21 protein-coding genes and 1 tRNA gene are annotated in these 23,529 nt (G+C 66.0%); 12 read left to right on the forward strand and 10 right to left on the reverse strand.

Annotated elements, in window-relative coordinates:
* Positions 1-96: 96 nt before the first annotated feature.
* From ACETII_RS07710 to ACETII_RS07720, 3 genes are all read left to right on the forward strand, one after another.
* Positions 97-795, forward strand: a complete 699-nt coding sequence (locus tag ACETII_RS07710; protein ID WP_472787660.1) for a fumarylacetoacetate hydrolase family protein — start codon at positions 97-99, stop codon at positions 793-795.
* Positions 796-918: 123 nt separating this feature from the next.
* Positions 919-2,421 carry a pyridoxal phosphate-dependent decarboxylase family protein gene (locus tag ACETII_RS07715; RefSeq protein ID WP_472787661.1) on the forward strand — a complete coding sequence of 501 codons (1,503 nt, stop codon included), beginning with the start codon at positions 919-921 and terminating at the stop codon, positions 2,419-2,421.
* A gap of 192 nt (positions 2,422-2,613) precedes the next feature.
* Positions 2,614-2,844, forward strand: coding sequence for an FmdB family zinc ribbon protein (locus ACETII_RS07720; protein WP_363350331.1), 231 nt, complete (start codon positions 2,614-2,616; stop codon positions 2,842-2,844).
* 3 nt (positions 2,845-2,847) lie between these two features.
* Here the strand turns inward: ACETII_RS07720 and ACETII_RS07725 are convergent, their stop codons facing one another.
* Positions 2,848-3,042, reverse strand: a complete 195-nt coding sequence (locus ACETII_RS07725) for a DUF1289 domain-containing protein (protein WP_472787662.1) — start codon at positions 3,040-3,042, stop codon at positions 2,848-2,850.
* A 108-nt stretch (positions 3,043-3,150) separates the two neighbouring features.
* Between ACETII_RS07725 and ACETII_RS07730 the strand changes: the two genes are divergently transcribed.
* The 6 genes from ACETII_RS07730 (at position 3,151) to ACETII_RS07755 (ending at position 10,353) form a co-directional block, all read left to right on the forward strand.
* The gene (locus ACETII_RS07730; protein ID WP_472787663.1) at positions 3,151-3,447 is read left to right on the forward strand and encodes a hypothetical protein; all 297 of its coding nucleotides are present in this window, start codon (positions 3,151-3,153) and stop codon (positions 3,445-3,447) included.
* Positions 3,444-5,090 carry a RecQ family ATP-dependent DNA helicase gene (locus ACETII_RS07735; RefSeq protein WP_472787664.1) on the forward strand — a complete coding sequence of 549 codons (1,647 nt, stop codon included), beginning with the start codon at positions 3,444-3,446 and terminating at the stop codon, positions 5,088-5,090. The genes ACETII_RS07730 and ACETII_RS07735 overlap by 4 nt, the downstream gene beginning before the upstream one ends.
* A 38-nt stretch (positions 5,091-5,128) precedes the next feature.
* Complete coding sequence (locus ACETII_RS07740) at positions 5,129-6,586, forward strand: MFS transporter (RefSeq protein WP_472787665.1); 1,458 nt, start codon at positions 5,129-5,131, stop codon at positions 6,584-6,586.
* Positions 6,587-6,678: 92 nt separating this feature from the next.
* On the forward strand, positions 6,679-9,390 hold the full coding sequence (gene acnA / locus ACETII_RS07745; RefSeq protein WP_472787666.1) for an aconitate hydratase AcnA: 2,712 nt from the start codon (positions 6,679-6,681) through the stop codon (positions 9,388-9,390).
* Between the two features lie 155 nt (positions 9,391-9,545).
* Positions 9,546-9,779, forward strand: a complete 234-nt coding sequence (locus tag ACETII_RS07750) for a hypothetical protein (protein WP_363350337.1) — start codon at positions 9,546-9,548, stop codon at positions 9,777-9,779.
* 331 nt (positions 9,780-10,110) lie between these two features.
* Positions 10,111-10,353 carry a hypothetical protein gene (locus tag ACETII_RS07755; protein WP_363350338.1) on the forward strand — a complete coding sequence of 81 codons (243 nt, stop codon included), beginning with the start codon at positions 10,111-10,113 and terminating at the stop codon, positions 10,351-10,353.
* A gap of 80 nt (positions 10,354-10,433) precedes the next feature.
* Here ACETII_RS07755 and ACETII_RS07760 read toward each other — a convergent pair whose 3' ends face one another.
* The 6 genes from ACETII_RS07760 to ACETII_RS07785 form a co-directional block, all read right to left on the reverse strand.
* Positions 10,434-10,901 carry a hypothetical protein gene (locus ACETII_RS07760; protein WP_472787667.1) on the reverse strand — a complete coding sequence of 156 codons (468 nt, stop codon included), beginning with the start codon at positions 10,899-10,901 and terminating at the stop codon, positions 10,434-10,436.
* A gap of 90 nt (positions 10,902-10,991) precedes the next feature.
* Complete coding sequence (locus ACETII_RS07765; RefSeq protein WP_472787668.1) at positions 10,992-12,401, reverse strand: TolC family outer membrane protein; 1,410 nt, start codon at positions 12,399-12,401, stop codon at positions 10,992-10,994.
* Positions 12,398-15,616, reverse strand: coding sequence for an efflux RND transporter permease subunit (locus tag ACETII_RS07770; RefSeq protein WP_472787669.1), 3,219 nt, complete (start codon positions 15,614-15,616; stop codon positions 12,398-12,400). Before ACETII_RS07770 ends, ACETII_RS07765 begins: the two co-directional genes overlap by 4 nt.
* 12 nt (positions 15,617-15,628) lie before the next feature.
* Positions 15,629-16,819 (reverse strand): efflux RND transporter periplasmic adaptor subunit, encoded by a 1,191-nt coding sequence (locus ACETII_RS07775; protein WP_472787670.1) that lies wholly within the window; start codon positions 16,817-16,819, stop codon positions 15,629-15,631.
* A gap of 256 nt (positions 16,820-17,075) precedes the next feature.
* The gene (locus ACETII_RS07780) at positions 17,076-17,951 is read right to left on the reverse strand and encodes an outer membrane protein (protein ID WP_363350343.1); all 876 of its coding nucleotides are present in this window, start codon (positions 17,949-17,951) and stop codon (positions 17,076-17,078) included.
* A gap of 187 nt (positions 17,952-18,138) precedes the next feature.
* Complete coding sequence (locus ACETII_RS07785) at positions 18,139-19,449, reverse strand: replication-associated recombination protein A (RefSeq protein WP_472787671.1); 1,311 nt, start codon at positions 19,447-19,449, stop codon at positions 18,139-18,141.
* A gap of 194 nt (positions 19,450-19,643) precedes the next feature.
* Here ACETII_RS07785 and ACETII_RS07790 point away from each other — a divergent pair, with 194 nt between their 5' ends.
* Entirely contained in the window at positions 19,644-20,390 is a 747-nt protein-coding gene (locus tag ACETII_RS07790; protein ID WP_472787672.1) for a division plane positioning ATPase MipZ, read from the forward strand.
* 45 nt (positions 20,391-20,435) lie between these two features.
* On the opposite strand, the gene greA is transcribed toward ACETII_RS07790, so the two are convergent.
* Together greA and ACETII_RS07800 are read right to left on the reverse strand one after the other, a co-directional pair.
* Positions 20,436-20,903: a transcription elongation factor GreA gene (gene greA / locus ACETII_RS07795; protein WP_363350346.1), complete on the reverse strand. Its 468-nt coding sequence runs from the start codon at positions 20,901-20,903 to the stop codon at positions 20,436-20,438.
* Positions 20,904-21,044: 141 nt separating this feature from the next.
* Complete coding sequence (locus tag ACETII_RS07800) at positions 21,045-22,031, reverse strand: MDR family oxidoreductase (protein ID WP_472787673.1); 987 nt, start codon at positions 22,029-22,031, stop codon at positions 21,045-21,047.
* 378 nt (positions 22,032-22,409) lie between these two features.
* On the opposite strand from ACETII_RS07800, the gene ACETII_RS07805 reads away from it, so the two are divergent.
* Positions 22,410-22,814: a Ros/MucR family transcriptional regulator gene (locus ACETII_RS07805; RefSeq protein ID WP_363350348.1), complete on the forward strand. Its 405-nt coding sequence runs from the start codon at positions 22,410-22,412 to the stop codon at positions 22,812-22,814.
* Between the two features lie 86 nt (positions 22,815-22,900).
* Here ACETII_RS07805 and ACETII_RS07810 read toward each other — a convergent pair whose 3' ends face one another.
* Positions 22,901-23,266, reverse strand: a complete 366-nt coding sequence (locus ACETII_RS07810; protein ID WP_472787674.1) for a TIGR02300 family protein — start codon at positions 23,264-23,266, stop codon at positions 22,901-22,903.
* Between the two features lie 173 nt (positions 23,267-23,439).
* Between ACETII_RS07810 and ACETII_RS07815 the strand changes: the two genes are divergently transcribed.
* Positions 23,440-23,513 (forward strand) — tRNA-Gly (locus tag ACETII_RS07815).
* Positions 23,514-23,529 lie beyond the last annotated feature (16 nt).

Genomic DNA, 23,529 nt, shown 5'->3' on the forward strand with positions numbered 1-23,529 from the left:
CCGCGGGCTCCGGGCGCCCGGGTCGTCGCTGCCGGCTTTTGGCTTCGTTTGTCGTCAATATTCTCCACGCCAATTGTGTTGAAGGGTTGAGACCCGATGCCCCATCCCGAATACGTCTTCCCGCCGCCTCCGCGCCCCGCTGTCGCCATCGCCGGGGAGACGCGCCTGTTCCCTGTCCGCCGGATCTTCTGCGTCGCCCTGAATTACGCTGAACACGCGCGCGAGATGGGGAAGGAGCCGGGCGCGGAGCCGCCCTTCTTCTTCGCCAAGCCCGCCGACGCGGTCGTCGCCGACGGCGCGACCATCCCCTTCCCGAACCTCACCCATAATCTCCATCACGAGATCGAGCTGGTCGTCGCGCTCCATGCGGGCGGCGCGGACATCGCGCCGGAACGCGCCCTCGCCTGCGTCTTCGGCTACGCCGCGGGGATCGACCTCACCCGCCGCGACCTGCAGACAGAGGCGCGCAAGGCCGGGCGGCCCTGGGACATGTCCAAGGGCTTCGACAATTCCGCCCCCGTCGGCGCGATCCGGAAGGCGGCCGAAATCGGCCATCCGTCGCAAGGCCGCATCGCGCTTTCGGTCAATGGCGCGCCCAGACAGAACGGCGACCTCTCCGACATGATCTGGGGCCTGCCGCAGATCATCGCCGCGCTGTCGGCGCAAGTGACGCTCGCGGCGGGCGACCTGATTTTCACCGGCACGCCGCCGGGCGTCGGCGCGCTGCAGCCGGGCGACGTCGCGGAAGGGGAGATCGCGGGCGTCGGCTCCGTCCGCGTCACACTGGCGCGCTGACCAAGGTTGCGCGCCGGGGGCATGGCGGCTATTGGCAGTGCCGTTGAACCCGCCGGGAGACGCGCGGCGCATGCCCGAAATCACCGCCTTTGCGCCGCCGCCCCGGCGCGCGAGCGCCGCGACATGACCAAGCCGGTCGATCTCGACCCCGAGGATTGGGAGGCGTTTCGCGCCGAGAGCCATCGCGCGCTCGATTCCATGATCGACTATCTGCGCGACCTGCGCAGCCGCCCGGTCTGGACGCCGCCCTCAGCGAAGGCCAAGGCGCGCTTCGACCGCGCGCTTCCCGCCGAGGGCCGCGACTTCTCGGCCGTGCTCGAGGATTTCGAGCGCTATATCAAGCCTTTCGCGACGGGCAACATCCATCCCATGTTCATGGGCTGGGTGCAGGGGGCGGGCACGCCGGTCGGCATGATCGCCGAAATGCTCGCCGCCGGGATGAATTCCAATTGCGGCGGCCGCAATCACATCGCCATCGACGTCGAGCGTCAGATCGCCAAATGGATGGCCGAGGCCTTCGGCTTTCCAGCCGACGCCTCCGGCATTTTCGTCACCGGCACGTCCATGGCCAATTTCCTGTCGCTGCTCGTCGCCCGCGACCAGGCCTACGGCGACCGCGACGTGCGGCTGAACGGGCTTTGCGCGCAGCGCGGACAGCTCATCGCCTACGCCTCGCGCGAAGTGCACAACTGCGTGCGGCAGGCCATGGAGCTCGCGGGGCTCGGCGCCCGGCATCTTCGGCTCATTCCGTCGGACGCCAATCGCCGCATGAAGGTGAGCGCCCTGCGCCACGCCATCGCCGCCGACCGCGCGGCGGGCTTTCGGCCCTTCCTCATCGTCGGCACGGCGGGGACGGTCGATACCGGCGCGATCGATCCGCTCGACCGGCTCGCCGACGTCGCGCATACGGAGGACATGTGGTTTCACGTCGACGGGGCCTTCGGCGCGCTCGCGGCTTTGTCGCCAAAGCTCAAGCCGCTCGTGAAGGGGCTGGAGCGGGCCGACAGCGTCGCCTTCGACTTCCACAAATGGCTGCATGTGCCCTATGACGCGGGCTTTTTCCTGGTCCGCGACCCCAAGGCGCACAAGCGCGCCTTCGCCGCCAACGCGGCCTATCTGTCGCGCGCGCCGCGCGGCCTCGCGGCCGGCGACACCTGGCCCTGCGACCTCGGCCCCGATCTCTCGCGCGGCTTTCGCGCGCTCAAGGCCTGGATGACGATCGAGACCTTCGGCACGAAGAAGCTCGCCGAATGCATGGAGCAATGCTGCCGCATGGCGCAGCGGCTCGAGGCCTGGATCGAGCAGTCGGAGAATTTCATGATGCGCGCGCCGGCAGCGCTCAATATCGTCTGCTTCGGCGTGAAGGGCGACGACGACGGTTCGCTCGCCCGCGAGATCGTAATGGAGCTGCACGAGCGCGGCGAGGCGGCGCCTTCACTCACCATTCTCGACGGCGTCCCGGCGATCCGCGCGGCGATCATCAATCACCGCACCCATGAGGGCGACATCGACGCGATGACCGTCTACCTCGACGCGGCGCTGCGCCGCGCGCGCAAGGAGCCGCACGACTTCGGCGCGCTCGTCGAGCCGCACGGGCCGGGGAAGACAAGGTTGTCGGAGGATTGAGGCCTGCAGCGCTCATCGCTCGAGGCGTCTCGGCGAGGATGGCCGGGACAAGCCCGGCCATGACGGCGGAGGGCTGTCGGAAAAGTGACAGATAATTCTCCGGCGCCCCTTAAGCCACTGTTTTTGCTTTGCAGGAAGATAGGAACGATCTTTGCTTCCCTCCGTGCGACGTCCCTTCGCGCGAGGAGAAACATGCCGCTCTACGCCTATACCTGTAATGACTGCGAGGCCGAGTTCGAGGCTTTGGTGCGCTCGTCCGACACGCCGCAGTGCCCGGCCTGCGGGTCGGGAAAACTCACCCAGCAGGTCTCGCGCATCTGCAAGGAGATCAAATATCCGGCGATCGCCCGCTCCTGGCGCCGGCGCGCGGCGGCCGAGGGCGATCTCTCGAATTTCAGCAAAGCCGAGCGCGGGAAGCTCTAGGGCTCACGCCGGAGCCTGTTCGGCCTTCTTGCCCGTGGCCAGCGCCTTAAGGCGCTTCTTCGCCTTTTCGACGACGCGCGTCTTCTCGGCGTCGGACAGCTGCGACCAGGCGCCGATCTCCGCGCGCGAGCGGCCGCAGCCGACGCAAATATGGTTGGCGTCGAGCGTGCAAATCTTGTTGCAGGGACTTTCAACCATTGGCGTCTCTCCCGGGCCAGATGGCCGGGACCAAGCCGTATTGTCAACCTTGCCCTCGACGCCGCGCTCAGAGGCGCCATAGTGACGGGACGAAGGAACCTCCCGCGCATGGTCGCTCTCGCTGATTTTCGCGCGTCGCTCGACGCGCGTGACCCGCCGGCTCTCGCGGCGCCGCTGCGCGCCCTCTGGCTCGACGCCCGGGGCGACTGGGACGGCGCGCATAAATGCGTCGATACGCGCGACGACAAAGACAGCATGTGGGTCCACGCCTATCTCCACCGCAAGGAAGGCGACCTCGCAAACGCGCGCTACTGGTATGGGCGCGCCGGACGCCCGCCGCAGAACGCGCCCCTCGACGCGGAGTGGGCGGAGATCGCGACGGCGCTTCTGGCCGCCGCGCCGTGACGGACCCAGGCTTTTTTGCGCAGCAAAAGGACCCGACCGCGCGCGAATTGCTGCGCAGCAATTTCGGCTTTTCAGACTTCCTCCCCGGCCAGGCGGAGCCGATCGCCGCCGTGCTCGCGGGCCGCGACGTTCTCGCCGTCATGCCGACCGGATCCGGCAAATCCCTGCTCTATCAGCTCCCCGCCGCGGCGGCGCCCGGCCTCGTCGTCGTCGCCTCGCCGCTCATCGCCTTGATGCGCGACCAGTTGCGGGCGCTGCGCGAGAAGGGCGTTCCCGCCGTAGCGCTGCATTCGGCGCAAGACGACGCCGAGGCGCTCGCCGCCCTCGACGCCGTCTCGACGGGCAAGGCCCGCCTTCTTTACGTTTCGCCCGAGCGGCTGGCGCAGGAGGGGACGCAGAATTTGCTGCGCAAAAACCGCGTCAGGCTCTTCGCTGTGGACGAAGCCCATTGCGTCTCGCATTGGGGGCACGAATTCCGCCCCGATTATCTCGACCTCGGCGCCATCGCCAAGAAACTCGGCGCGCCCGTCCTCGCCGTCACCGCCACGGCCGGGCCGCGCACCCGCGCCGATATCCGCCGCCTGCTGTTTTCCCGCGACCCCGAGGTTTTCGTCCGCTCCTTCGCGCGGGCCAATCTCTCCCTCGCCTTCGCGCGCAGGCAGCCGGGTTTGAAGCAGATCCTTCGCTTCATTGGGCGCAAGGGAGACAGCGGGATCGTCTATTGCAACTCCCGCAGCCGGACTGACGCGCTGGCGGCCGATCTCGCGCGCATCGGCCTCGACGCCCTGCCCTATCACGCTGGCCTCGACGCCTATACGCGCGCCGCGCATCAGGACGCGTTTTTCACGCGCAAGGGCGTCGTCATGGTCGCGACCATCGCCTTCGGCATGGGGGTCGACAAGCCGGACGTGCGCTTCGTCGTCCATGCCGATCTGCCGACCTCGATCGAAGGCTATTATCAGGAGATCGGCCGCGCCGGCCGCGACGGCGCGGCCGCCCGGGCGCTCGCCCTCTTCGATCCGCGCGAACTGGCGCAGCGCTGGCGCGTCCCGGAGATCGCCGCGTCGGACGAGCAGGCCGCCGCGGACTACGCGCGCCGAAGCGCCATGGCGCGGCTCTGCGTGACGCCGTCCTGCCGGTTCCAGGCGCTGCTCGCCGAATTCGGCGAAGCGAGCCCGCCCTGCGGCGCCTGCGACCATTGCCGCGGCGGCCCGCTCGCCTGGCCGCGCCGGCTGGCGTCGCGCGCGCGCGGCTGGCGCGCGGCGGTCGAGAGCCGGCTTCTGCATGTCTCGGCCGGGCCCGACCCCGAACCCTCGACCGAGCCCTTGGCCGAACCCTTGGCCGAGCCCTTGGAAGCGCCCTTGGAAGCGCCCACGTCGGACCCCACGCCGCCCGAGCCGGCCCGGGCGGAGGGGCAAGTCTTCGGCGGGGGCCTCACAATCGCGCAGCTGCGCCTGCTTCGCGCGCTCGAGGCCGAACGGGCCGCCATCGCCCGCCGTCGTCGGATCGCCCCCCGCAAGGTCGTAAGCGACGCGACGCTCGCCGCCCTCGCGGCGGGCGGCCCCGGCGGTCCGCTGCTCGCGGACGTCGAGGACAGGGATGCGTTTTTGCGGGTCGCAGCGCGCTTTAAAGGGGAGCCGTGACGTTTCGCGGCGCGTCTCGATCGGCTAGAAGCGGAAGCATGACTCCGATCGAGGTTGAATCGCCGGCCGCCGCCGCGCCGGAACACGCCGAAATGCGGCAGGTCATGGTCGGCCTCGGCCTCGCCATGCTGCTTTCCGCGATGGACCAGACCATCGTCGTGACCGCGTTGCCGACGATCGGCGTCGATCTCGGCGAGCCGCAGAACCTGCCCTGGATCGTCACCGCCTATCTCGTCGCCGCGACGGTGGTCACGCCGCTCTATGGCAAATTCGCCGACGTTTACGGCCGCCGGATCGTGCTCTTGATCGGCGTCGCGACCTTCATCGTCGGCTCGGTCGCCTGCGCGCTGGCGCCGAGCATTGCGGCGCTCGCCGCCGCGCGTCTGGTGCAGGGGCTGGGCGGCGGCGGGCTCATCGCGCTGGCGCAAACCATCGTCGCCGACCTCGTCTCCCCCCGCGAACGCGGCCGCTACCAGACCTATTTCGCGGCCGTCTTCGTCACCTCCAGCATCGCCGGCCCGGCGCTCGGCGGATTTTTTGCGCAATATCTGCACTGGTCTTTGATTTTCTGGATCAACGTGCCGCTCGGCGTGGCCGCGCTTCTCATCACCAATTCGCGCCTCAAACGCCTGCCCGAGCGGCGCCATCCCCATCGGGTCGATTATGCCGGCGCGGCCTGTCTCGTGGTTGCGTCGGGCGCGCTGGCGCTGGCGCTTGGCTGGGGCGGGACGCGCTACCCCTGGGCCTCGGCCCCGATCCTCGGGCTCCTCGCGCTTTCGGCCCTGTTCTGGGCGCTCTTTTCCTGGCGCACGCGCGTCGCCGAGGAGCCGCTGATTCCGCTGCGCGTGTTGAGCCTTCGGATCGTGCGCGACGCCATCGCCTCGAGTTCCTTGGGGCTCGGCGGCTTCGTCGGGCTCTCGGTGGTGATGCCAATCTACTACGAGGTGGCGATCGGCCTCAGCGCGCATGATTCAGGCCTGGCGCTCATCCCGCTGATGATCGCGACCGTCGCCGGGGCGACCCTTTCGGGGCGGCTCATGGGCGTCGTCGCCCATTACAAGGTCATGCCGCTCATCGGGCTGGGCGTCGGGGCGCTTGCGGCGGCCATCGCCGCCTGGAAGGTCGACAGCGTCTCCTTCGTCACGCTCAACGCCTTGCTGTTCGTCGTCAATTTCGGCGTCGGCGCGATGCTGCCGGTCGCCACCGTCTCGGTGCAGAACGCGGTGCTTGCCCGAGATTTAGGCACTGCGACGGCGACGACGCAGTTTTTCCGCCAGCTCGGCGCGGCGATCGTCGTCGCGCTGTTCGGCGCGCTGGCGCTCGGCGGCGGGCGGGCGGCCTATATCGCGGAAGCGCGGCTGTCGCCCGAAGAGCTTTTGCGGCTTTCGGGGAGTTTCCGTCTGGTTTTTGCGGCGCTTGCGGTCTGCATGGCGCTTTCTTTTCTGTTCATGGCGCGCATGGAGGAGCAGCCGCTGCGTGGCGAACGGCGTCACTGACCTATCTTTGTCACACGACGCGCCTTGTGCGCATGGCACGGAATTTCCTAGAAAGGCGCGCTTCAGCCTTTCAGTCTTCAAGGATCTTTCCCATGACATCCGTCGATAGTTTCAAATCCCGCCAGAAACTCGTCGTGGGGGATAAAACCTATGACTATTTTTCCTTGAAGGCGGCGGAGGCGAACGGCCTTCCCGGGGTCTCGAAGCTTCCCTACTCGCTCAAGGTCGTGCTCGAAAATCTGCTGCGCCACGAGGACGGTCGATGGGTGACGAAGGACACGATCCTCTCCTTCGCCAAATGGCTGAGCGAAAAGGGCAAGACCGAGCGCGAAATCGCCTTCAGCCCGGCCCGCGTGCTCATGCAGGACTTCACCGGCGTCCCGGCCGTGGTCGATCTCGCGGCGATGCGCGACGCATTTGTCGCGCTCGGCGGCGATGCGCAGAAAATCAATCCGCTCGTGCCGGTGGACCTCGTCATCGACCATTCGGTCATCGTCGACGAATTCGGAAGCCCCAAGGCCTTCGCCAAGAACGTCGAGCTCGAATATGAGCGCAACGGCGAGCGCTACCGCTTCCTGAAATGGGGCCAGTCGGCCTTCGACAATTTCCGCGTCGTGCCGCCGGGCACCGGCATCTGCCATCAGGTGAACCTGGAGTATCTCGCCCAAACGATCTGGACCCGGACCGAGCAGGCTGACGGCGCTGCAGTCGAAGTCGCCTATCCCGACACGCTCGTCGGCACGGATTCGCATACGACCATGGTCAACGGCCTCGCCGTGCTCGGCTGGGGCGTCGGCGGCATCGAGGCCGAGGCCGCCATGCTCGGCCAGCCGCTGTCTATGCTCGCGCCCGAAGTCATCGGCTTCAAGGTGACAGGCGCGCCCAAGGAGGGCGTCACCGCCACGGATGTGGTGCTCACCGTCACGCAAATGCTGCGCAAAAAGGGCGTGGTCGGCAAGTTCGTGGAGTTCTACGGCGAGGGGCTCAATCACCTCTCGCTCGCCGACCGCGCGACCATCGCCAATATGGCGCCGGAATATGGCGCCACCTGCGGCTTCTTCCCGGTCGACGCCGAAACGCTCGCCTATCTCAACACCTCGGGCCGCGCCGCCGAGCGCATCGCGCTGATCGAGGCCTATACGCAGGCGCAGGGCATGTTGCGCAGCTCCGCCGCGCCCGATCCCGAATTCACCGACACCCTCGCCCTCGATCTCGCCGATGTGACGCCCTCTCTCGCCGGGCCCAAGCGTCCCGAAGGGCGCGTGCCGCTCGAAGAGGTCGGCAAGGCCTTCGAGACCGCCCTCGCCGGCGAATACAAGAAGGACGGCGGGCTGGGGCCGCGCCACAAGGTGGAGGGGACGAATTTCGACCTCGGCCATGGCGACGTCGTCATCGCCGCCATCACCTCCTGCACCAACACCTCCAATCCGAGCGTGCTGATCGGCGCGGGCCTGCTCGCGCGCAACGCCGTGGCCAAGGGCCTCAAGGTGAAGCCCTGGGTGAAAACCTCCACGGCGCCGGGCAGCCAGGTCGTCGGGCAGTATCTCGAACGGTCGGGACTGCAGAAATCGCTCGACGAACTGGGCTTCAATCTCGTGGGCTTCGGCTGCACGACCTGCATCGGCAATTCCGGCCCGCTGCCGGCCCATATTTCCAAGACCATCAACGACCACGATCTCGTGGCCGCCTCGGTGCTCTCGGGCAACCGCAATTTCGAGGGGCGCGTCAATCCGGACGTGCAGGCGAATTACCTCGCCTCGCCGCCGCTCGTCGTCGCCTTCGCGCTCGCCGGCACCGTGGCGATCGATCTGACCAAGGAGCCGCTCGGCGCGGGATCGGACGGCAAGCCCGTTTACCTGCGCGATATCTGGCCCACGAACGCCGAGATCGACGCCTTCATCCAAGAGAATGTGACGCGCGACCTGTTCCGTGACACCTACGCCAATGTGTTCGCCGGCGACGAACATTGGCGCGCGGTCGCCGCGCCCGCCGGCGAGACCTACGGCTGGGACGACAAGTCCACCTATGTGCGCAACCCGCCCTATTTCGTCGGCCTGACGAAGGAGCCCAAGCCCGTGACCGACATCGTCGGCGCACGCGTCCTCGCGCTCTTCGGCGACAAGATCACCACCGACCACATTTCTCCGGCCGGCTCGATCAAGGCCTCTTCGCCGGCGGGCAAATGGCTCATCGACAATGGCGTCGCGCCGGCCGACTTCAATCAATACGGCACGCGGCGCGGCAATCACGAAGTCATGATGCGCGGCACCTTCGCCAATATCCGCATCAAGAACCACATGATGAAGGGCGCCGACGGCGTCGTGCCCGAGGGCGGCCTCACCAAATACTATCCCGGCGGCGAGACGCTTTCGATCTACGACGCCGCCATGCGTTATAAGCAGGCGGGCGCGCCGCTCGTGGTCTTCGCGGGCGCTGAATATGGCAATGGCTCGTCGCGCGACTGGGCGGCGAAAGGCACGGCGCTTTTGGGCGTGCGCGCCGTGATCGCCCAGAGCTTCGAACGCATCCATCGCTCCAATCTCGTCGGCACGGGCGTTCTGCCGCTCACGTTCGAAGCGGGAACGAGCTGGTCGACGCTCGGCCTCAGCGGCGAAGAAACGGTCGCCATTCACGGCCTCGAGTCCGGACTGGCGCCGCGTCAGACGCTGGTTGCGGAAATCACGTTCCCCGACGGGAAAGTGGTCTCGACGCCATTGCTGTTGCGCATCGATACGCTGGACGAATTGGAATACTTCAAGAACGGCGGCATCTTGCCCTACGTCCTGCGACATCTTGCCTCGTAACGCGCCGGTCAGGCGCGTTGACGGCCGAGTTTCCATGCGACATTTTTCTAAAGGCTCGAGCGTGGGAGCTTGCGCCGCCGGCCACGGCGGCGCCGACTGCATGCGCGAGAGACGAAAACAAAGAAAAAATTCGAGAAGAAAGAGGAAACGTCAGGATGAAGAAGTTCTCCATCGCCACGGCGGTCGCTCTCTTTGCGGCGATGACCGCGCCGGCATTCGCGAGCTGCGACACCCACGCGGAAGATGATCAGGCCGTTTGCGCCTCGAAGTGCGAAGACCAGTATCTGAAGGACCAGCAGGGCTGGACCGCCGACATGTCAAAAGTAAAGGAGAACAAGAAGGCCTGCGACGAGAAGTGCGGCTGCCCGCAGAACTCGAAGGGCCTCTGAGACCACGCAATTTTGCCAAGGACATCAGGGGGCGCGTCATTTGGCGCGCCTCTATTTTTTTGCAGCTGCGCGCCGCCGCACGGAGGGGCGCGAAGCGGCGGGGACGCGCTATTCGCAAGTGATTTCAAAGGAAAGCCGATAGGTCGACGAGCAGGGGGCCTCGACGCGTCGCCGGTTGGGCGGATGACATGCGATTGACACAGGGCCTTTCTTCCCCCAGTGTTCGCCCGCTTCACGCGCTATGAGGGGCCGTCACTGTTATCGGCGGGAGGGTTCTACGCCAGCGCGAGCGAAAAACCTGAAAAATTGGAAGAGAAGAGGAAGCGCAAAAATGAACAAATTCGCCTTTGTCGCGACGGCGGCCCTGTTTGCCGGCATGATGACCCCGGCCTTCGCCGATTGCGACACCCGCAAGGCCGACGACGACAAGCAGGCCGCGGCGGCGTCCAAGTGCTACGATGAGTATCTCGCCCGCGCCCAGAACTACGGCGCCAACAAGACCGAGCTCCGCGCCGCTTTCGAAGCCTGCAACGAGAAGGCCGGCTGCTCGCAGAACAACAGCCTGCTGAAGTAAGGCTGGCGAGGCCTCTTTTTCGAAGAGAGGTTCAGGCAAATCAGGGGGCGCGCAGGATCTGCGCGCCCATAATTTTTTGGCTACTGCCGATAGACGTTGCCGTCGGGGCCTTTCCAGCCGTTCGGGTCTTCATAGAAGCGATATTCCTCGTCGAAGGCCACCGTTTCGCCCGGCGCGACATATTGCTTGCCCTTGGGATCCGACTGGCGCGGCGCCGTCACGAAATGCTTGCTCGGCGAGCAGCCCTCCTTGAACTTGCCGGCGTCGTCCGGCTTACAGTCGAGGTTCGCGCCTTCGGGGAACTGCACTTTGGCGGTAAAGAAAATCTCATAGCCCTTCTCCCCGGTGGCGTGCATTTCGAGCGGCTCGGACATGGTCTGCTTGAATTCGAGAATTTTGCCGGGCTTGTCGAAGCGCTGCGGCAGGAGATTTTCGAAAATCTTCCGGGCGTGAGCTTCGGTTGGATCGCCGCAGCCGAGCCAGCAGATGGCCTGCGCCGGACCGGCGGCGAGCGACGCCGCGGCGAGCGACAGGGAAAAGAATTTCACTAATGCGCCTCGCATGGGTTTCCTCTTTTGTTGCGTCGCCTTTTTGCGGCGATTGGCGCGGGAGAGTAGATTGTCTTTTGACAAAAGTCTTCAGCGCGCGCCGTCCGGAGTTTCGATCCCGCCCCACAGTCCCTTGACCTGCTCGAAATGGATGACGGGGTCATAGGGCGCGTCGACGAGGCCGAGCGTTTCGGTCGAAAGCCGCCCCATGGCGGACAGGACCGCGTAGGACGCGACGACCCTTTCACGCTGCGCGAAAACCAGGCTGATGCGCGCGTTGAGCAGCTCCTGCTGGGCGTTGAGGATCTCGAGCGTCGTGCGCTGGCCGGCCTTGGCTTCCTCGCGCACGCCGTAAAGGGCGCGCTCGGCCGCGGCGATCTGGGTTTGCGCCGCGCTGATCTGGGTTTTCGCCGCCTGCAGCGCCCCCCAATTGGCGCGCACCAGCGCAAGAACGTCGGCCCGCGCCACATCGGCGTCGAGCCGCCTCTGGCCGGCGACCTCTTTCGCTTCGCGCACCTGCGCGGAGGTCAGGCCGCCTTCGTATAGCGGGACATTGAGACGCCCGCCGAGAGACGCCCCGACATTGCGATTGTAAACGCCCGCGACGTCCGTCTGGGTGAAGAGATTGCCGACGAGGGAGAGCTTGGGCATGAAATCCGCCTCGATCACCTTGATGTCGAGGTCGGCGGCGTCGGCGTCATGCAGCGCGGCGAGAATGACCGGATGTTCGGCCTGCGCGATGAGCTCGGCTTCTTCGCGCGTTTTCGGGATCAGACTGTCGACCGGCGCGCCAGGCGCGAGTTTCTTGGGCTCGTCGCCGATGGTCTGGCGATAGGCGCCGATCGCCGCATCGAGGGCCGCGCGCGCCTGGCCGACGAGGGCTTGCCCGGCGGCGAGCCGCGCCTCGGCCTGGGCGATGTCGGTCAAGGTGATCTGCCCTGCGACATAGCGCTCGCGGGTCTGGCGCAATTGCTCGGCCAGCACGGCGACATTGTTTTCCTGCAAGCGGAGCGCGGCCGTTTCGCGCAACACATTCATATAGGCCGAGGCGGCGTTGAACAGGACGCGCTGTTCGGTGAGCCGAAGCCGCGCGCGGCCGGCGAAAACGTTTGTTTCCGCCATGCGTGTGGCGTTGAACGCCTTGAAGCCGTCGAACACCGGCTGCTCGACCGTGATGTTTGCGGCGCGCGGCGTGCTGCCCCCGCTCTGAACGCTTTTGACGGGTCCTTGGAGCGTCGGATCGAGGAGATCGATTTCGTTCTGTATCTGCACGCTTCTGTTGCGCTGCACGCCGAGAAAGGCGCCGGCGTTGGCGCGCGGCCGCATGCCGGAAAGCGCCTGCGGAACTTTCTCGTCGAGCGCGCGCACGCCGGCGCGGCTGGAATTGATGACCGGGCTGATGTGATAGGCGCGCAGCAGCGCGCCGTTCAGCGTCTCGGCGCGAAGGCCGGGCGCGAAAGCGCAAAAAGCGACGAGAAGAACGCCGCGCGCGCGTCTCAAACGGCCTCCCTTTCCCGCGCCGCCGAAAGCGCCGCTTCATCCTCGCCGAAGAAGGCGTAAAGCGCCGGCAGCACGAGGAGCGTCAGCAGCGTCGCGCTGATCAGCCCCCCGATCACCACCGTCGCGATCGGCCGCTGCACCTCGGCGCCCGTCGACGTCGCGAGCGCCATGGGCACGAAGCCGAGCGAGGCGACGAGCGCCGTCATCACGACCGGGCGCAGACGCGTCATCGCGCCCCTGAAGATGGCGTCGCGCTCCGGCACGCCGCTCACCATGAGCTGGTGAATATAGGTGCGCATGACGAGGCCGTTGAGCACGGCGACGCCGGAGAGCGCGATGAAGCCCACCGCCGCCGACACCGACATGGGCATGCCGCGCAGCCACAGCGCCAGCACGCCGCCGACGAGCGCCAGCGGCACGGCGGTGAAGACGAGCGCCGCGTCGCGCGCCGAGCCCAGCGCCGAATAGAGCAAGAGGAAGATCATGAAGAAGCAGACCGGCACGACGATCATCAGCCGCGCGCGCGCCGCCGCGAGATTCTCGAACTGTCCGCCCCATTCGATCCAATAGCCGGGAGGGATCCGAACCTTGGCGTCGACCTTGGCCCGCGCCTCATTCACGACCGAGGCGATGTCGCGCCCGCGGACATTTGCGCTCACCACGACGCGCCGCTTGCCGTTCTCGCGCGAAATCTGGTTTTGGCCGTCGATGGTCGAGAAGCTCGCCAGTTGCCTGAGCTGCACGGTCGCGACATGGCCCTGCGCGTCGGGCGGCAGGGAAACGGGGATGGTTTCGAGCGCGGCGGCGTTTTCGCGCAGATTGTCGCCGAGCCGCACGAAGATCGGGAAGCGCCGATCGCCCTCGAAGATCATCCCCGCGGGCTCGCCGCCGATCGCCGCGCCGATCGTGTCCTGCACGGCGCCGAGGCTGAGGCCGTAACGGGCGATGGCGCCCTTGTCGACCTTGATGTCGAGAACCGGCAGGCCGGTCACCTGCTCGACCTTTACGTCTTCGGCGCCGGGCGTCGCGCGCAAAATGGCGGCGATGTGATTGGCCGCTTTCAGCATGGCGTCGAAGTCCTCGCCGAAGACCTTGACGGCTATGTCGCCGCGCACGCCCGCGAGCAGCTCGTTGAAGCGCAGCTGGATCGGCTGCGAGAACTCATAGGCGTTGCCGGGAAGCTCCGCGATCTTCTCCGTTATGTCGTCTATCAGCCTGTCCTTGGCGAGACCCGGGTCCGGCCACTGGTCCTCCGGCTTCAGCATGATGAAGGTGTCGGTCAGATTCGGCGGCATCGGATCGGTGGCGATATCCGCCGTGCCGGTCTTGGAGAAGACGTAATCGACCTGCGGCAGCTTGCGGATGGCGTTTTCCAGATCGAGCTGCATCGCCTGCGACTGGGTGAGCGACGTGCTGGGGATGCGGTTCGCCTGCATGGCGAGATTCTTCTCGTCGAGCTTCGGCACGAACTCCTGGCCGAGACTCATATAAAGGAGAACCGCGATGGCGAAGGAGCCGGCGCCGATGGCCATGACCTTCACCGGCGCGTCCATCGCCCAGCGCAGGAGCGGTTCATAGGCGCGCTTGAGGGCGCGCACGATCCTGTTCTCGCCTTCCTCGCCCTGGCCCGAGACGAAGAGCGCGATCATCGCGGGGAAAAAGGTGAGCGAGAGGAAAAATTCCGACAACAGCGCGATGATCACCGTCATCGCCATAGGGTGGAACATCTTGCCCTCGACCCCCGAGAAACTCAGGATCGGCAGATAGACGAGGATGATGATCGACTGGCCGTAGACCGTCGGCCGCCGCATTTCGACCGCTGAGTCGATGACCGTGTCGAGCCGTTCGTCCGTCGTGAGCGGGCGCCCGGCGGCGTGCTGGCGCTCGGAGAGGCGGCGCAGGCTGTTTTCCGCCACGATGATCGCGCCGTCGGCGATGAGGCCGAAATCCAGCGCGCCGAGACTCATCAGATTGGCGCTGATCTTGAAGACATACATGCCGATCGCCAGGAACAGCATCGTCACCGGGATGACGGTCGCCGTCACCAGCGCCGCCCGGAAATTGCCGAGCATGACGAACAGCACGAGAATGACGAGCGCCGCGCCCTCGATCAAATTCTTGGCGACCGTCTTGATCGTCGCGTCGACGAGCAGCGTGCGGTTGAGGATGGTCTTGACCTCGACGCCCGGCGGCAGGGATTTGACGATCGTCTTCATCCGCTCGTCGACGGCCGCGGAGACGGTGCGGCTGTTCGCGCCGATGAGCATCAAGGCCGTGCCGATGACGACTTCCTCGCCATTCAGACTGGCCGACCCGGTGCGCAGCTCCTTGCCGATGGACACGGCGGCGATGTCGCGCACGCGCACCGGCACGCCATTGCGCGTCGTCGCGACGACATTGCCGATGTCCTCGACCGTCTCCAGCCGCCCGCCGCTGCGCACGACCAGCCCCTCGCCATTGCGCTCGACATAGCCGGCGCCGCGACTCACATTGTTCTTCTCGATCGTCGCGGCGAGATCGCCGAAGGACAGGCCGAGCGACATGAGTTTCGCCGGGTCGGGCTGCACGTGATATTGGCGCACATAGCCGCCGAGCGAATCGACGCCGGCGACGCCCGGCACGGTGCGCAATTGCGGACGGATGATCCAGTCCTGCACCGTGCGAAGATAAGATTCCAGCTCCACGGGTGTGCGCAGCGCCATCCCTTCGGGGGTGACATAGGCGCCGTCGCGCCGCCAGCCGGGCTCCCCCGGGGGGCTGAGCTTGTGCGGCTCTTTGAAGCGCACGCTCCACATGTAGATTTCGGAGAGGCCGGTCGCGATCGGCCCGACGCGCAGCTCGACGCTCGGCGGGAAATCCTCGCGCGCCTGGGCGATGCGCTCATTGACCTGTTGGCGCGCGAAATAAATATCGACGTGATCGGAAAAGACCGGCGTCACCTGCGCAAAGCCGTTACGCGACAGGGAGCGCGTATATTCGAGACCGGGAATGCCGGCGAGCGCGTTCTCGATGGGATAGGTCACCTGCTTTTCAATCTCGAAGGCGGAAAGCGCCGGCGCGCGGGCGTTGATCTGCACCTGATTATTCGTAATGTCCGGCACGGCGTCGATCGGCAGATGCGCGAGGGCGTAAAGGCCGAAGGCGCCAATGAGCGCGACCAGCAGCACGACCAGCCAGCGGCTATGGACCGAAAAGGCGATGATCCGCTGCATCATGGTCTCGAGCCGTCACTCCTCGGGGATTTCGCTCTTGCCCGCTTCGGCCTTGAGCAGGAAACTATTGGCCACGGCGATCGTCTCGCCGGTTTTCAGGCCCTTGACGATCTCGACGGAGCGCTCGTCGCCGTCGCCGAGCTCGACGAGGCGCTTCTCGAAGCCGTCTTTCACCCGGACGAAAACCGTGGGCTCGTTGTGGACGAGCTGAACGGCGGCGCGCGGGATGAGGACTTTCGCCGAGCTCTGCTCGAGCGCGATTTCGGCGTTCAGCAGCACGCCCGGCCGCAGGGCGCCGTTCGGGTTCTTGAAAGCGGCGAGGACATGGCCGGTGCGCGTCTCCGGGGTGATCATGGCGTTGACCACCCGCACGACTCCCTGGAAATCCCGGCCGTCGACGCCTTTGAGGAGGACAGGTTGCCCGACGCGCACCTCGGCGAGGCTCGCGACGGGAACGGCGAGCTCCGCCTCCACTTCCGACAGTTCGGCGAGGACATAGAGCTGGCTTTCCGCCGTCACCGGCTGCCCGATATTGGCGAGACGCTCGATGACGCGGCCCTTGATCGGCGCCCGGATCTCCTTCTCCCGCAAGCGGGCGACGGGTTGCGTTCCGAGCGCGGCGATCTCGCTTTCGGAGAGGTCCAGCGCCGCGAGCTTGCCGCGCGCGAGCTCGACCCTGAGCCGCGCCTCGGTATAGGTCGCTTTGGCCCTGAGGAAGAGCTGTTCGGCGGTGATTTTCTTCTCGAAGAGCCCCTTCTCGCGCTGATAGAGCTGCGACTGCAAATCGTAGTTCGCCACAGCGGCGAGATATTCGCTCTTGGCGTCGGCGACTTCGCGCGAATCGATGATCGCCACCGTCTCGCCCTTTTGCGCCTCGTCGCCGAGCTTCTTGCGCATTTCGGCGACGACGCCCGACACCTTGGCGGCCACGCGGGCGAGATGGTCGGGGTCGGGCTTCACGGCCGCGGGGACGGTGATCTGGCGCTTGATCACGCCCGGCCCGACCTTGGCGACGCTGATCTTGGCGGCCTCGATCTGCGCCGCCGTCAGCGCAACGCGCCCTTCCGTCGCGGGGGCGTCGGTTCCCGTCGGCGCCGACTCAACGGGGCCGCCGGCGCCCCGAAATCTGGCGACGAGGCCGGGGAGCGCCGCGCCCACCGCGAGGCTCGCCAAAATCGCGAGAACAAGAGAGACCTTGCGAGACATCTTTCGTGGACGGGCTCCAGGGCGCGGCGACGCTTGCCCATTCGACGGTTAACACCCGCCCGGCCCGGAAGCCATTGGGACGGGCCTGCGACGGCGGATTATCCCCATCGACGCTTCGGCGCCATTCTTAACGGCCACGCCTCGCCGCGTCCATGCCCACGAGGCGGCAGACCTCAAAAAACGCGCGCGAAATCAAACGCTAACGCAAAAGAGCCCGGCCTTGCGGCCGGGCTCTCTCTCAAGAGAAGCCTGTGTCTCAATATTTGGCCAGAACCGGCGCGCTCGAACCGAACGGGTTGAAGTGCCAGTTGACGCCGGCGCGAACCGAATGGAAGCGGGTGTAGGCCTGATCCTGAGCCACGAAGACCGGCCCATTCGCAGGGATCGTGGCGACCGCCGCGACGTTCAGCGGCGTGGAGCCCAGATCGGTGTAGAGATATTCGACCTTCACCGACCAGGTGGGGAACGCCATCGGGGTCCATTCCACGCCGCCGCCCGCGGTCCAGCCGGTCGAGGTGTTGTCATAGACGCCGGTGCCCCAGCCCGAGAAGAGCGGGAACGTGTCGACCACGCTGACCGTGCGGTTGACGCCGCCATAGGCGAAGCCGCCCGTGCCGTAGACCATCAGATTCGGCATAGACGGAAGCGTCAGGCCGAGGCGGCCGCGAACCGTGCCCCACCAGTCGAGATAATGGGCCGAATTCGCCGTGAGCACATGCGGCCCGAAGATACCGTCGCCAACGCCGACCGAGGCGACGTTCTTGGAATTGATGTCTGCGGCCTGGATGTCGGCCTCGACGCCCACCACCAGCCAGGGCGAGAACTGGTAATTATAGCCGATCTGGCCGCCGCCGGTCACGCCGTTGATGTTGGCGGTGGCGCTATACGCGCCGCCCGTCGGGAAGAAGCCCGTGCCGGCGTCCGTAAGATAGCCCCAGGTGTTCGACGACGTGCCGCCGGCGCCGAAGCCATAGCCGATGTTCACACCGCCATAGAGGCCGGTCCAGCTGAAGGCCGGCGGCGGGGGAACGAAGGCCGGCGGCGGACCCTTGCGCGAGGGGAGATCGGCAGCGATGGCGGAGCCGGCAATGAGAGCCAGCGCAACGCCGGCGAGAAGTGCAGATTTGGCCATATTGACCCCCTCAAGTCCCTTGAAATTTCCGTGCAGTCGGCGTGGCCGTCCGCTGTCCCGAACAGACTTACGGCCGGAGGTCGGAGGCGGTCAACGGAAAGGCGGCCTGAGTAAGCCTTGTGCATTGCGTTTGCCGGCGCGCGTGACAAATGCGCAACAGATCAGCGGCCTAACCCCCTGAAAAAAACTATTTACTGTTGCGCTCGCGCCGCAGCCGCTCCCAGTAATCGAGCCTTCTGGCGAGTTCGCGCTCAAATCCCCGCTCGACCGGCCGGTAAAGCGACTGGCGCTCGAGCGATTCGGGCCAGTAGTTCTGCCCCGAGAAGGCGTCGGGCGCGTCGTGATCATATTCGTATCCCGCGCCGTAGCCCTCTTCGCGCATCAGTTTCGTCGGCGCGTTGAGGATGATCCGCGGCGGCATGAGCGAGCCCTTGTCTTCGGCGAGACGGCGCGCCTTCTTGTAGGCGACATAGGCTGCATTGGATTTGGGCGCGGTGGCGACATAGATCACCGCCTGCGCCAGCGCCAGTTCGCCTTCTGGCGAGCCAAGGAAGTCATAGGCGTCCTTGGCGGCGTTGGCGACGACGAGCGCCTGCGGATCGGCGAGGCCGATGTCCTCGACCGCCATGCGCACGAGTCGGCGGGCGAGGAACAGCGGGTCCTCGCCCGCGTCCAGCATGCGCGCGAAATAATAGAGCGCCGCGTCGGGATCGGAGCCGCGCACGCATTTATGCAGCGCGCTGATCAGATTGTAATGGCCCTCCTGCGCCTTGTCGTAGAGGGGCGCGCGACGTTGCACGACCTCCGCCAGCGCGGCGCGATCGAAAACTTCGCCCGCGCGCGCCGCGCGCCAGATTTCCTCGGCGAGGGTCAGCGCCGCGCGGCCGTCTCCGTCGGCCATGGCGACGAGCGCGGCGCGCGCGTCCGCGTCGAGCGGCAACGTCTTTTCTTCCGTCGCCTCGGCGCGCGCGAGAAGCTTTTCGATCGCGGCGGCGTCGAGCGACTTGAACGTCATCACCCGGGCGCGCGAGAGCAGCGCGGCGTTGAGTTCGAAGGACGGATTCTCTGTGGTGGCGCCGATGAGCGTGATGGTGCCGTCTTCCATCACCGGCAGGAAACTGTCCTGCTGCGCGCGATTGAAGCGATGAATTTCGTCGACGAAGAGCAGCGTGCCCTGACCGGTCGCGCGACGCGCGCGCGCCGCCTCGAAGGTTTTCTTTAAGTCGGCGACGCCCGAAAAGATCGCCGAGATCTGCACGAAGGCGAGATGCGTTTCATGGGCGAGCAGCCGCGCAACCGTCGTCTTGCCGGAGCCGGGCGGCCCCCACAGGATGAGCGAGCCGAGCGCGCCGCCGCGAATGAGCCTCGTCAGGGCCCCGTCGGGGCCGAGCAGATGATCTTGCCCCACGACCTCATCGAGGCGCGTCGGCCGCAACCGGTCCGCCAGCGGACGCGGCGCGGTCTCGTCGAGTTTCGCGGCTTCGAACAGATCAGGCATCGGCGGAAAGCTTCGTAAGTACAATACATGGAGACGTTTACGATCGATTACCACCTCGACGCCGCAATAACCAACCATTACCCTTCAACCAAGTAAATGATTCGGCTTGTTTCTTTGCGTATGCCGAAAACCGCGTTCATTTTTTTCTCCAAAGGCATCCAGCGCCGCGCAGGCGACAAACGGACACAGCACCCATGCGAACCATAGCTTTCGTTACGCAAAAAGGCGGCGCCGGCAAAAGCACGCTGGCGAGCGGCGTCGCCGCCGCCGCGCGCGCGGCGGGAGAGCGCGTCTTCATCATCGATCTGGATCCGCTGCAAACGCTCGTCACCTGGGCCAAGACGCGCCACGATCCCGACCTCGGCGTCGAATATGTGCCGCCGGCGAAACTCGAGAAGGCCATCGCCGCGCTCGCGAAGAAGGGCGTCACCCTCGTCGTTCTCGACGCCCCCGGTCAGGGCGGGGAAGCGGCGGCCGCGGCCATTCGCGCCGCCGATCTTTGCATCATCCCGGCGCGCCCCAACGCCTTCGATCTCTGGGCGAGCGACAAGACGCGCGCGCAGATGAAGGCGCAAGGACGCGACTACGCCTTTCTGCTCAATCAGTGTCCGCCCTCGCAACAGAGCGCGCGCGTCGAACTCGGGGTCAAGGCGCTCGAGGCGATCGGCGGCCTGCTGACGCCGCTCGTCTCGGCGCGCGTCGACTATCAGGAGGCGGCGCGGCTCGGCCTCGCGGTCACGGAATACAATCCAGAGGGCGTCGCCGCGCAGGAAATGAAGGAGCTCTGGAGCTCCATCAAGCGCCGCCTCAAGCGTGCAGGCGCGAAGCCGGAGAAGGGCGCGACGGCGGACAAATCCGCCCCGGCGCAAAAGCGCGCTGCGGCGCCGGCCCCCGCCGACCCAAAAAGCGCGCCGAAAAAGCCTGCAAGGAAAGCGGCGTAAGGAGAAGACGAAAGCCGCGCCGGCGCGACGCGGCTTTTTCTTGCTTTACCCGATCTCGACGATCCTGGCGCTGTGGTGGATCACCTCCGCCTTGTCGCCGACGCTCTTGCCCATCAACGCCTGCGCGAGCGGCGCGACATAGGGGATGAGCCCTTTGGCGGGATCGGCCTCATCCTCGCCGACGAGGCGGAAGACGCGCGTCGCGCCCCCTTCGAGCTCCACCACGACGCGGTGGCCGAACCGCACATGCGAATGGTCGGCGATCGGCCGCACCACTTCGGCGCTCGCGCGTCGCGCCGCCCAATAGCGCAGATCGCGCTGCGCGACCGCCAGGGCGTGATTGTCGTCCGCGGCCGTGGCCTTTTCCACTTCGGCATGGAGACGCGTCAACGCGTCGTCGATCTGCTGCAACCCTTCCGGCGTCACCAGGTTGCGGTGCGGGCTGACCGGCCGATCGGGGAGGTCCTCGCGAGGGTTGTCGTCTTCCTGTTCCTTGGTGAAAGCCGAACTCATGCGTCCCCTACCTTTAGCGCGGCGCGCGCAGGAAAAAAGCAAACGGCCCCGTCATGGGCCGAAAGCCGAAACATTACAACCGAGGCCGGGGAGAAAGTCGAGAAGGCGCGAGCGCCTGCGACAATCCGCGACAAGCCGACGTCAGGGCATTTCGATAACGACGCGCCCCCGGACCTTCCCCGAGACAATCGAGCGCGCCCGCTCCAGCGCCTGATCGAAGGGGACTATTTCACACATGGCGTCGATGATCGCCGTGTCGAGGTCGGCGGCGATTCGCGCCCAGGCGGCGCGGCGCAGCTCGATCCGCGGCCGCACGCTTTCGACCCCGAGGAGCGCCACGCCGCGCAGGATGAAGGGCGCGACGCTCGCCGGCAGATCCATGCCGCCGACATTGCCGCAGGCGGCGACGGCCCCGTCGAACTGGGTCTGCGAGAGCAGATTGGCGAGGGTGACGCCGCCGACCGTGTCGACGCCCGCCGCGAAAAGTTGCGATTGCAGCGCCTTGCCCGGCACCGAAAACGCGTCGCGCGCCAGAACCTCGGCCGCGCCGATCGATTTGAGATAATCCGCCTCGGCGGCGTGTCCGGTGATCGCGGCGACGCGCCAGCCGGCGCGGGCGAGCAAGGCCACCGCAAAGGAGCCGACGCCGCCCGAAGCGCCCGACACGACCGCCAGGCCATCGGCCGGTTTCAACCCGTGGCGCTCGAGCGCGAGCACGCAGAACATGGCAGTGAGGCCGGCGGTGCCCACGGTCATCGCGCGCGCCGGCGTGAGCGGTTCCGGCAATTTGACCAGCCAATCGCCGGATAGGCGCGCCCGTTGCGCAAAGCCTCCGAAATGCGCCTCGCCCACGCCGCAGCCCGTCGCGACCACGAGGTCGCCGACGGCAAAATCCGGGCGCCCCGTCCCCGTCACGCGCCCGACGAGATCGACGCCCGGCACCATGGGAAAGCGCCGCACGACCGGACCCTTGCCGGTCACCGCCAACCCATCCTTGTAATTGATGGCCGAGTAGAGAACGTCGACATCCACGTCGCCGTCCATCAGTGCGCTGTCGGACATCTCGACGTAATCGGCCTCGTAACCTTGCGAATTCTTGTCAACCCTGATTGCTTTAAACGATCTCATCGGCGCTCCTTTTGTCCCGACGTCGAGATTTACCGGCCCAGCGGGGTTTCGGCCACCGCAAAGGAGGGGCGGTCTCGGGCTTTTGCGTCTTCGTCTGAGGCCCTGAGGCCCTAAAACTTATGGTTGTTCGCGAGACCATGCGCGCTAATCAGTCAAAGCCTCGAAACAATAGTCCCCACGCCGACGAGCAAGAATTTATCTTGCATTAAATCTTGCTGGATCCAAAAATATGATTTAATTTAACGAGTAATCTTCACTCGTTCGACGAAGCCCTTTTGGGATTTATGTTGTTCGGGGTCCGGGGGCCGTTTCGCTCTGGCCGAAGATCCATTCCTTGAGAGTTCCTCGCCGTCAACCCGCACGCACACAGGCGCCTCTATGACGAACAATAATATCGAGCTCGCGGCCGATATCGTGTCTGCTTATGTCAGTAATAACTCCGTCCCCGCGGGTGATTTGCCCAGTCTGATCAGCGACGTCTACAACGCGCTGCTGCGCGTGGGCTCCGGCGCCCCCATCGCGCCGACCGAGCCGCCCAAGCCCGCCGTCCCGGTCAAACGCTCCGTCAACAACGACTATATCGTCTGTCTCGAAGACGGTAAGAAGTTCAAATCCCTGAAACGCCATCTCCGGACGCAATACGGTCTCTCGCCGGAGGAATACCGCGAGAAATGGGGCTTGCCGGCCGATTATCCGATGGTTGCGCCCAATTACGCCAAGGCCCGCTCCAATCTCGCCAAGCAAATGGGCCTCGGCCAGCAGCGCCGCCGCCGCGGCAAATAGCGCCTTTCCATAAAAAACCCGCGGCCTCTCGGCCGCGGGTTTCTGGCGTCGACAGGGCGGGGCGGACGCGCGCCGCGCTTTTCCTTCTAGCCCTCGTCGTCGGTTTCGATGTCGCCGTCGATGAGCCCGGAAACGTCGTCGTCCTCGCCTTCCTCCTCTTCGAGGAACGTGTCGTCGTCCGCATCGTCGCCAACGAGTTCCTCGTCCTCCACGTCGATCGCCTCGGCGGCGTTCTCCCCCTCTTCGACTTCGTCGAGAGACACGGTGTCGACGCCCTCTTTCTCGAGTTCGGTCTCCTCTTCCGGCTCAGCGGGGCCGGGCGCGCGGGCGAGGGCGGCGACCTGGAAAATCGTCCCGCATTTCGGGCAGACGATCGGATCCTTGTTGAGATCGTAGAATTTCGTCGCGCAGGACTGGCATTGGCGCTTGGCGCCGAGTTGGGGTTTGGCCACGGTTCGTTGATCCCTTGAGAGAAGAAGCAGCGTCGAAACGCGCGCCTGAAGATGACCGTCGGGCGCTCGGGTTAGTTGGCTCCGGCGGCGCTGTCAAATGGATAAATGCGCCCAGCCGGCGCGCCCGATAGACCATTGCAAACCGCCGCGCGGCTTGGCATAGAAAAGAGGCCGCGGGTGTAGCTCAATGGTAGAGCAGCAGCCTTCCAAGCTGAATACGAGGGTTCGATTCCCTTCACCCGCTCCATCCCGGTCCCTGCGCG

The organism is Methylocystis sp. NC52PC (assembly GCF_055698645.1).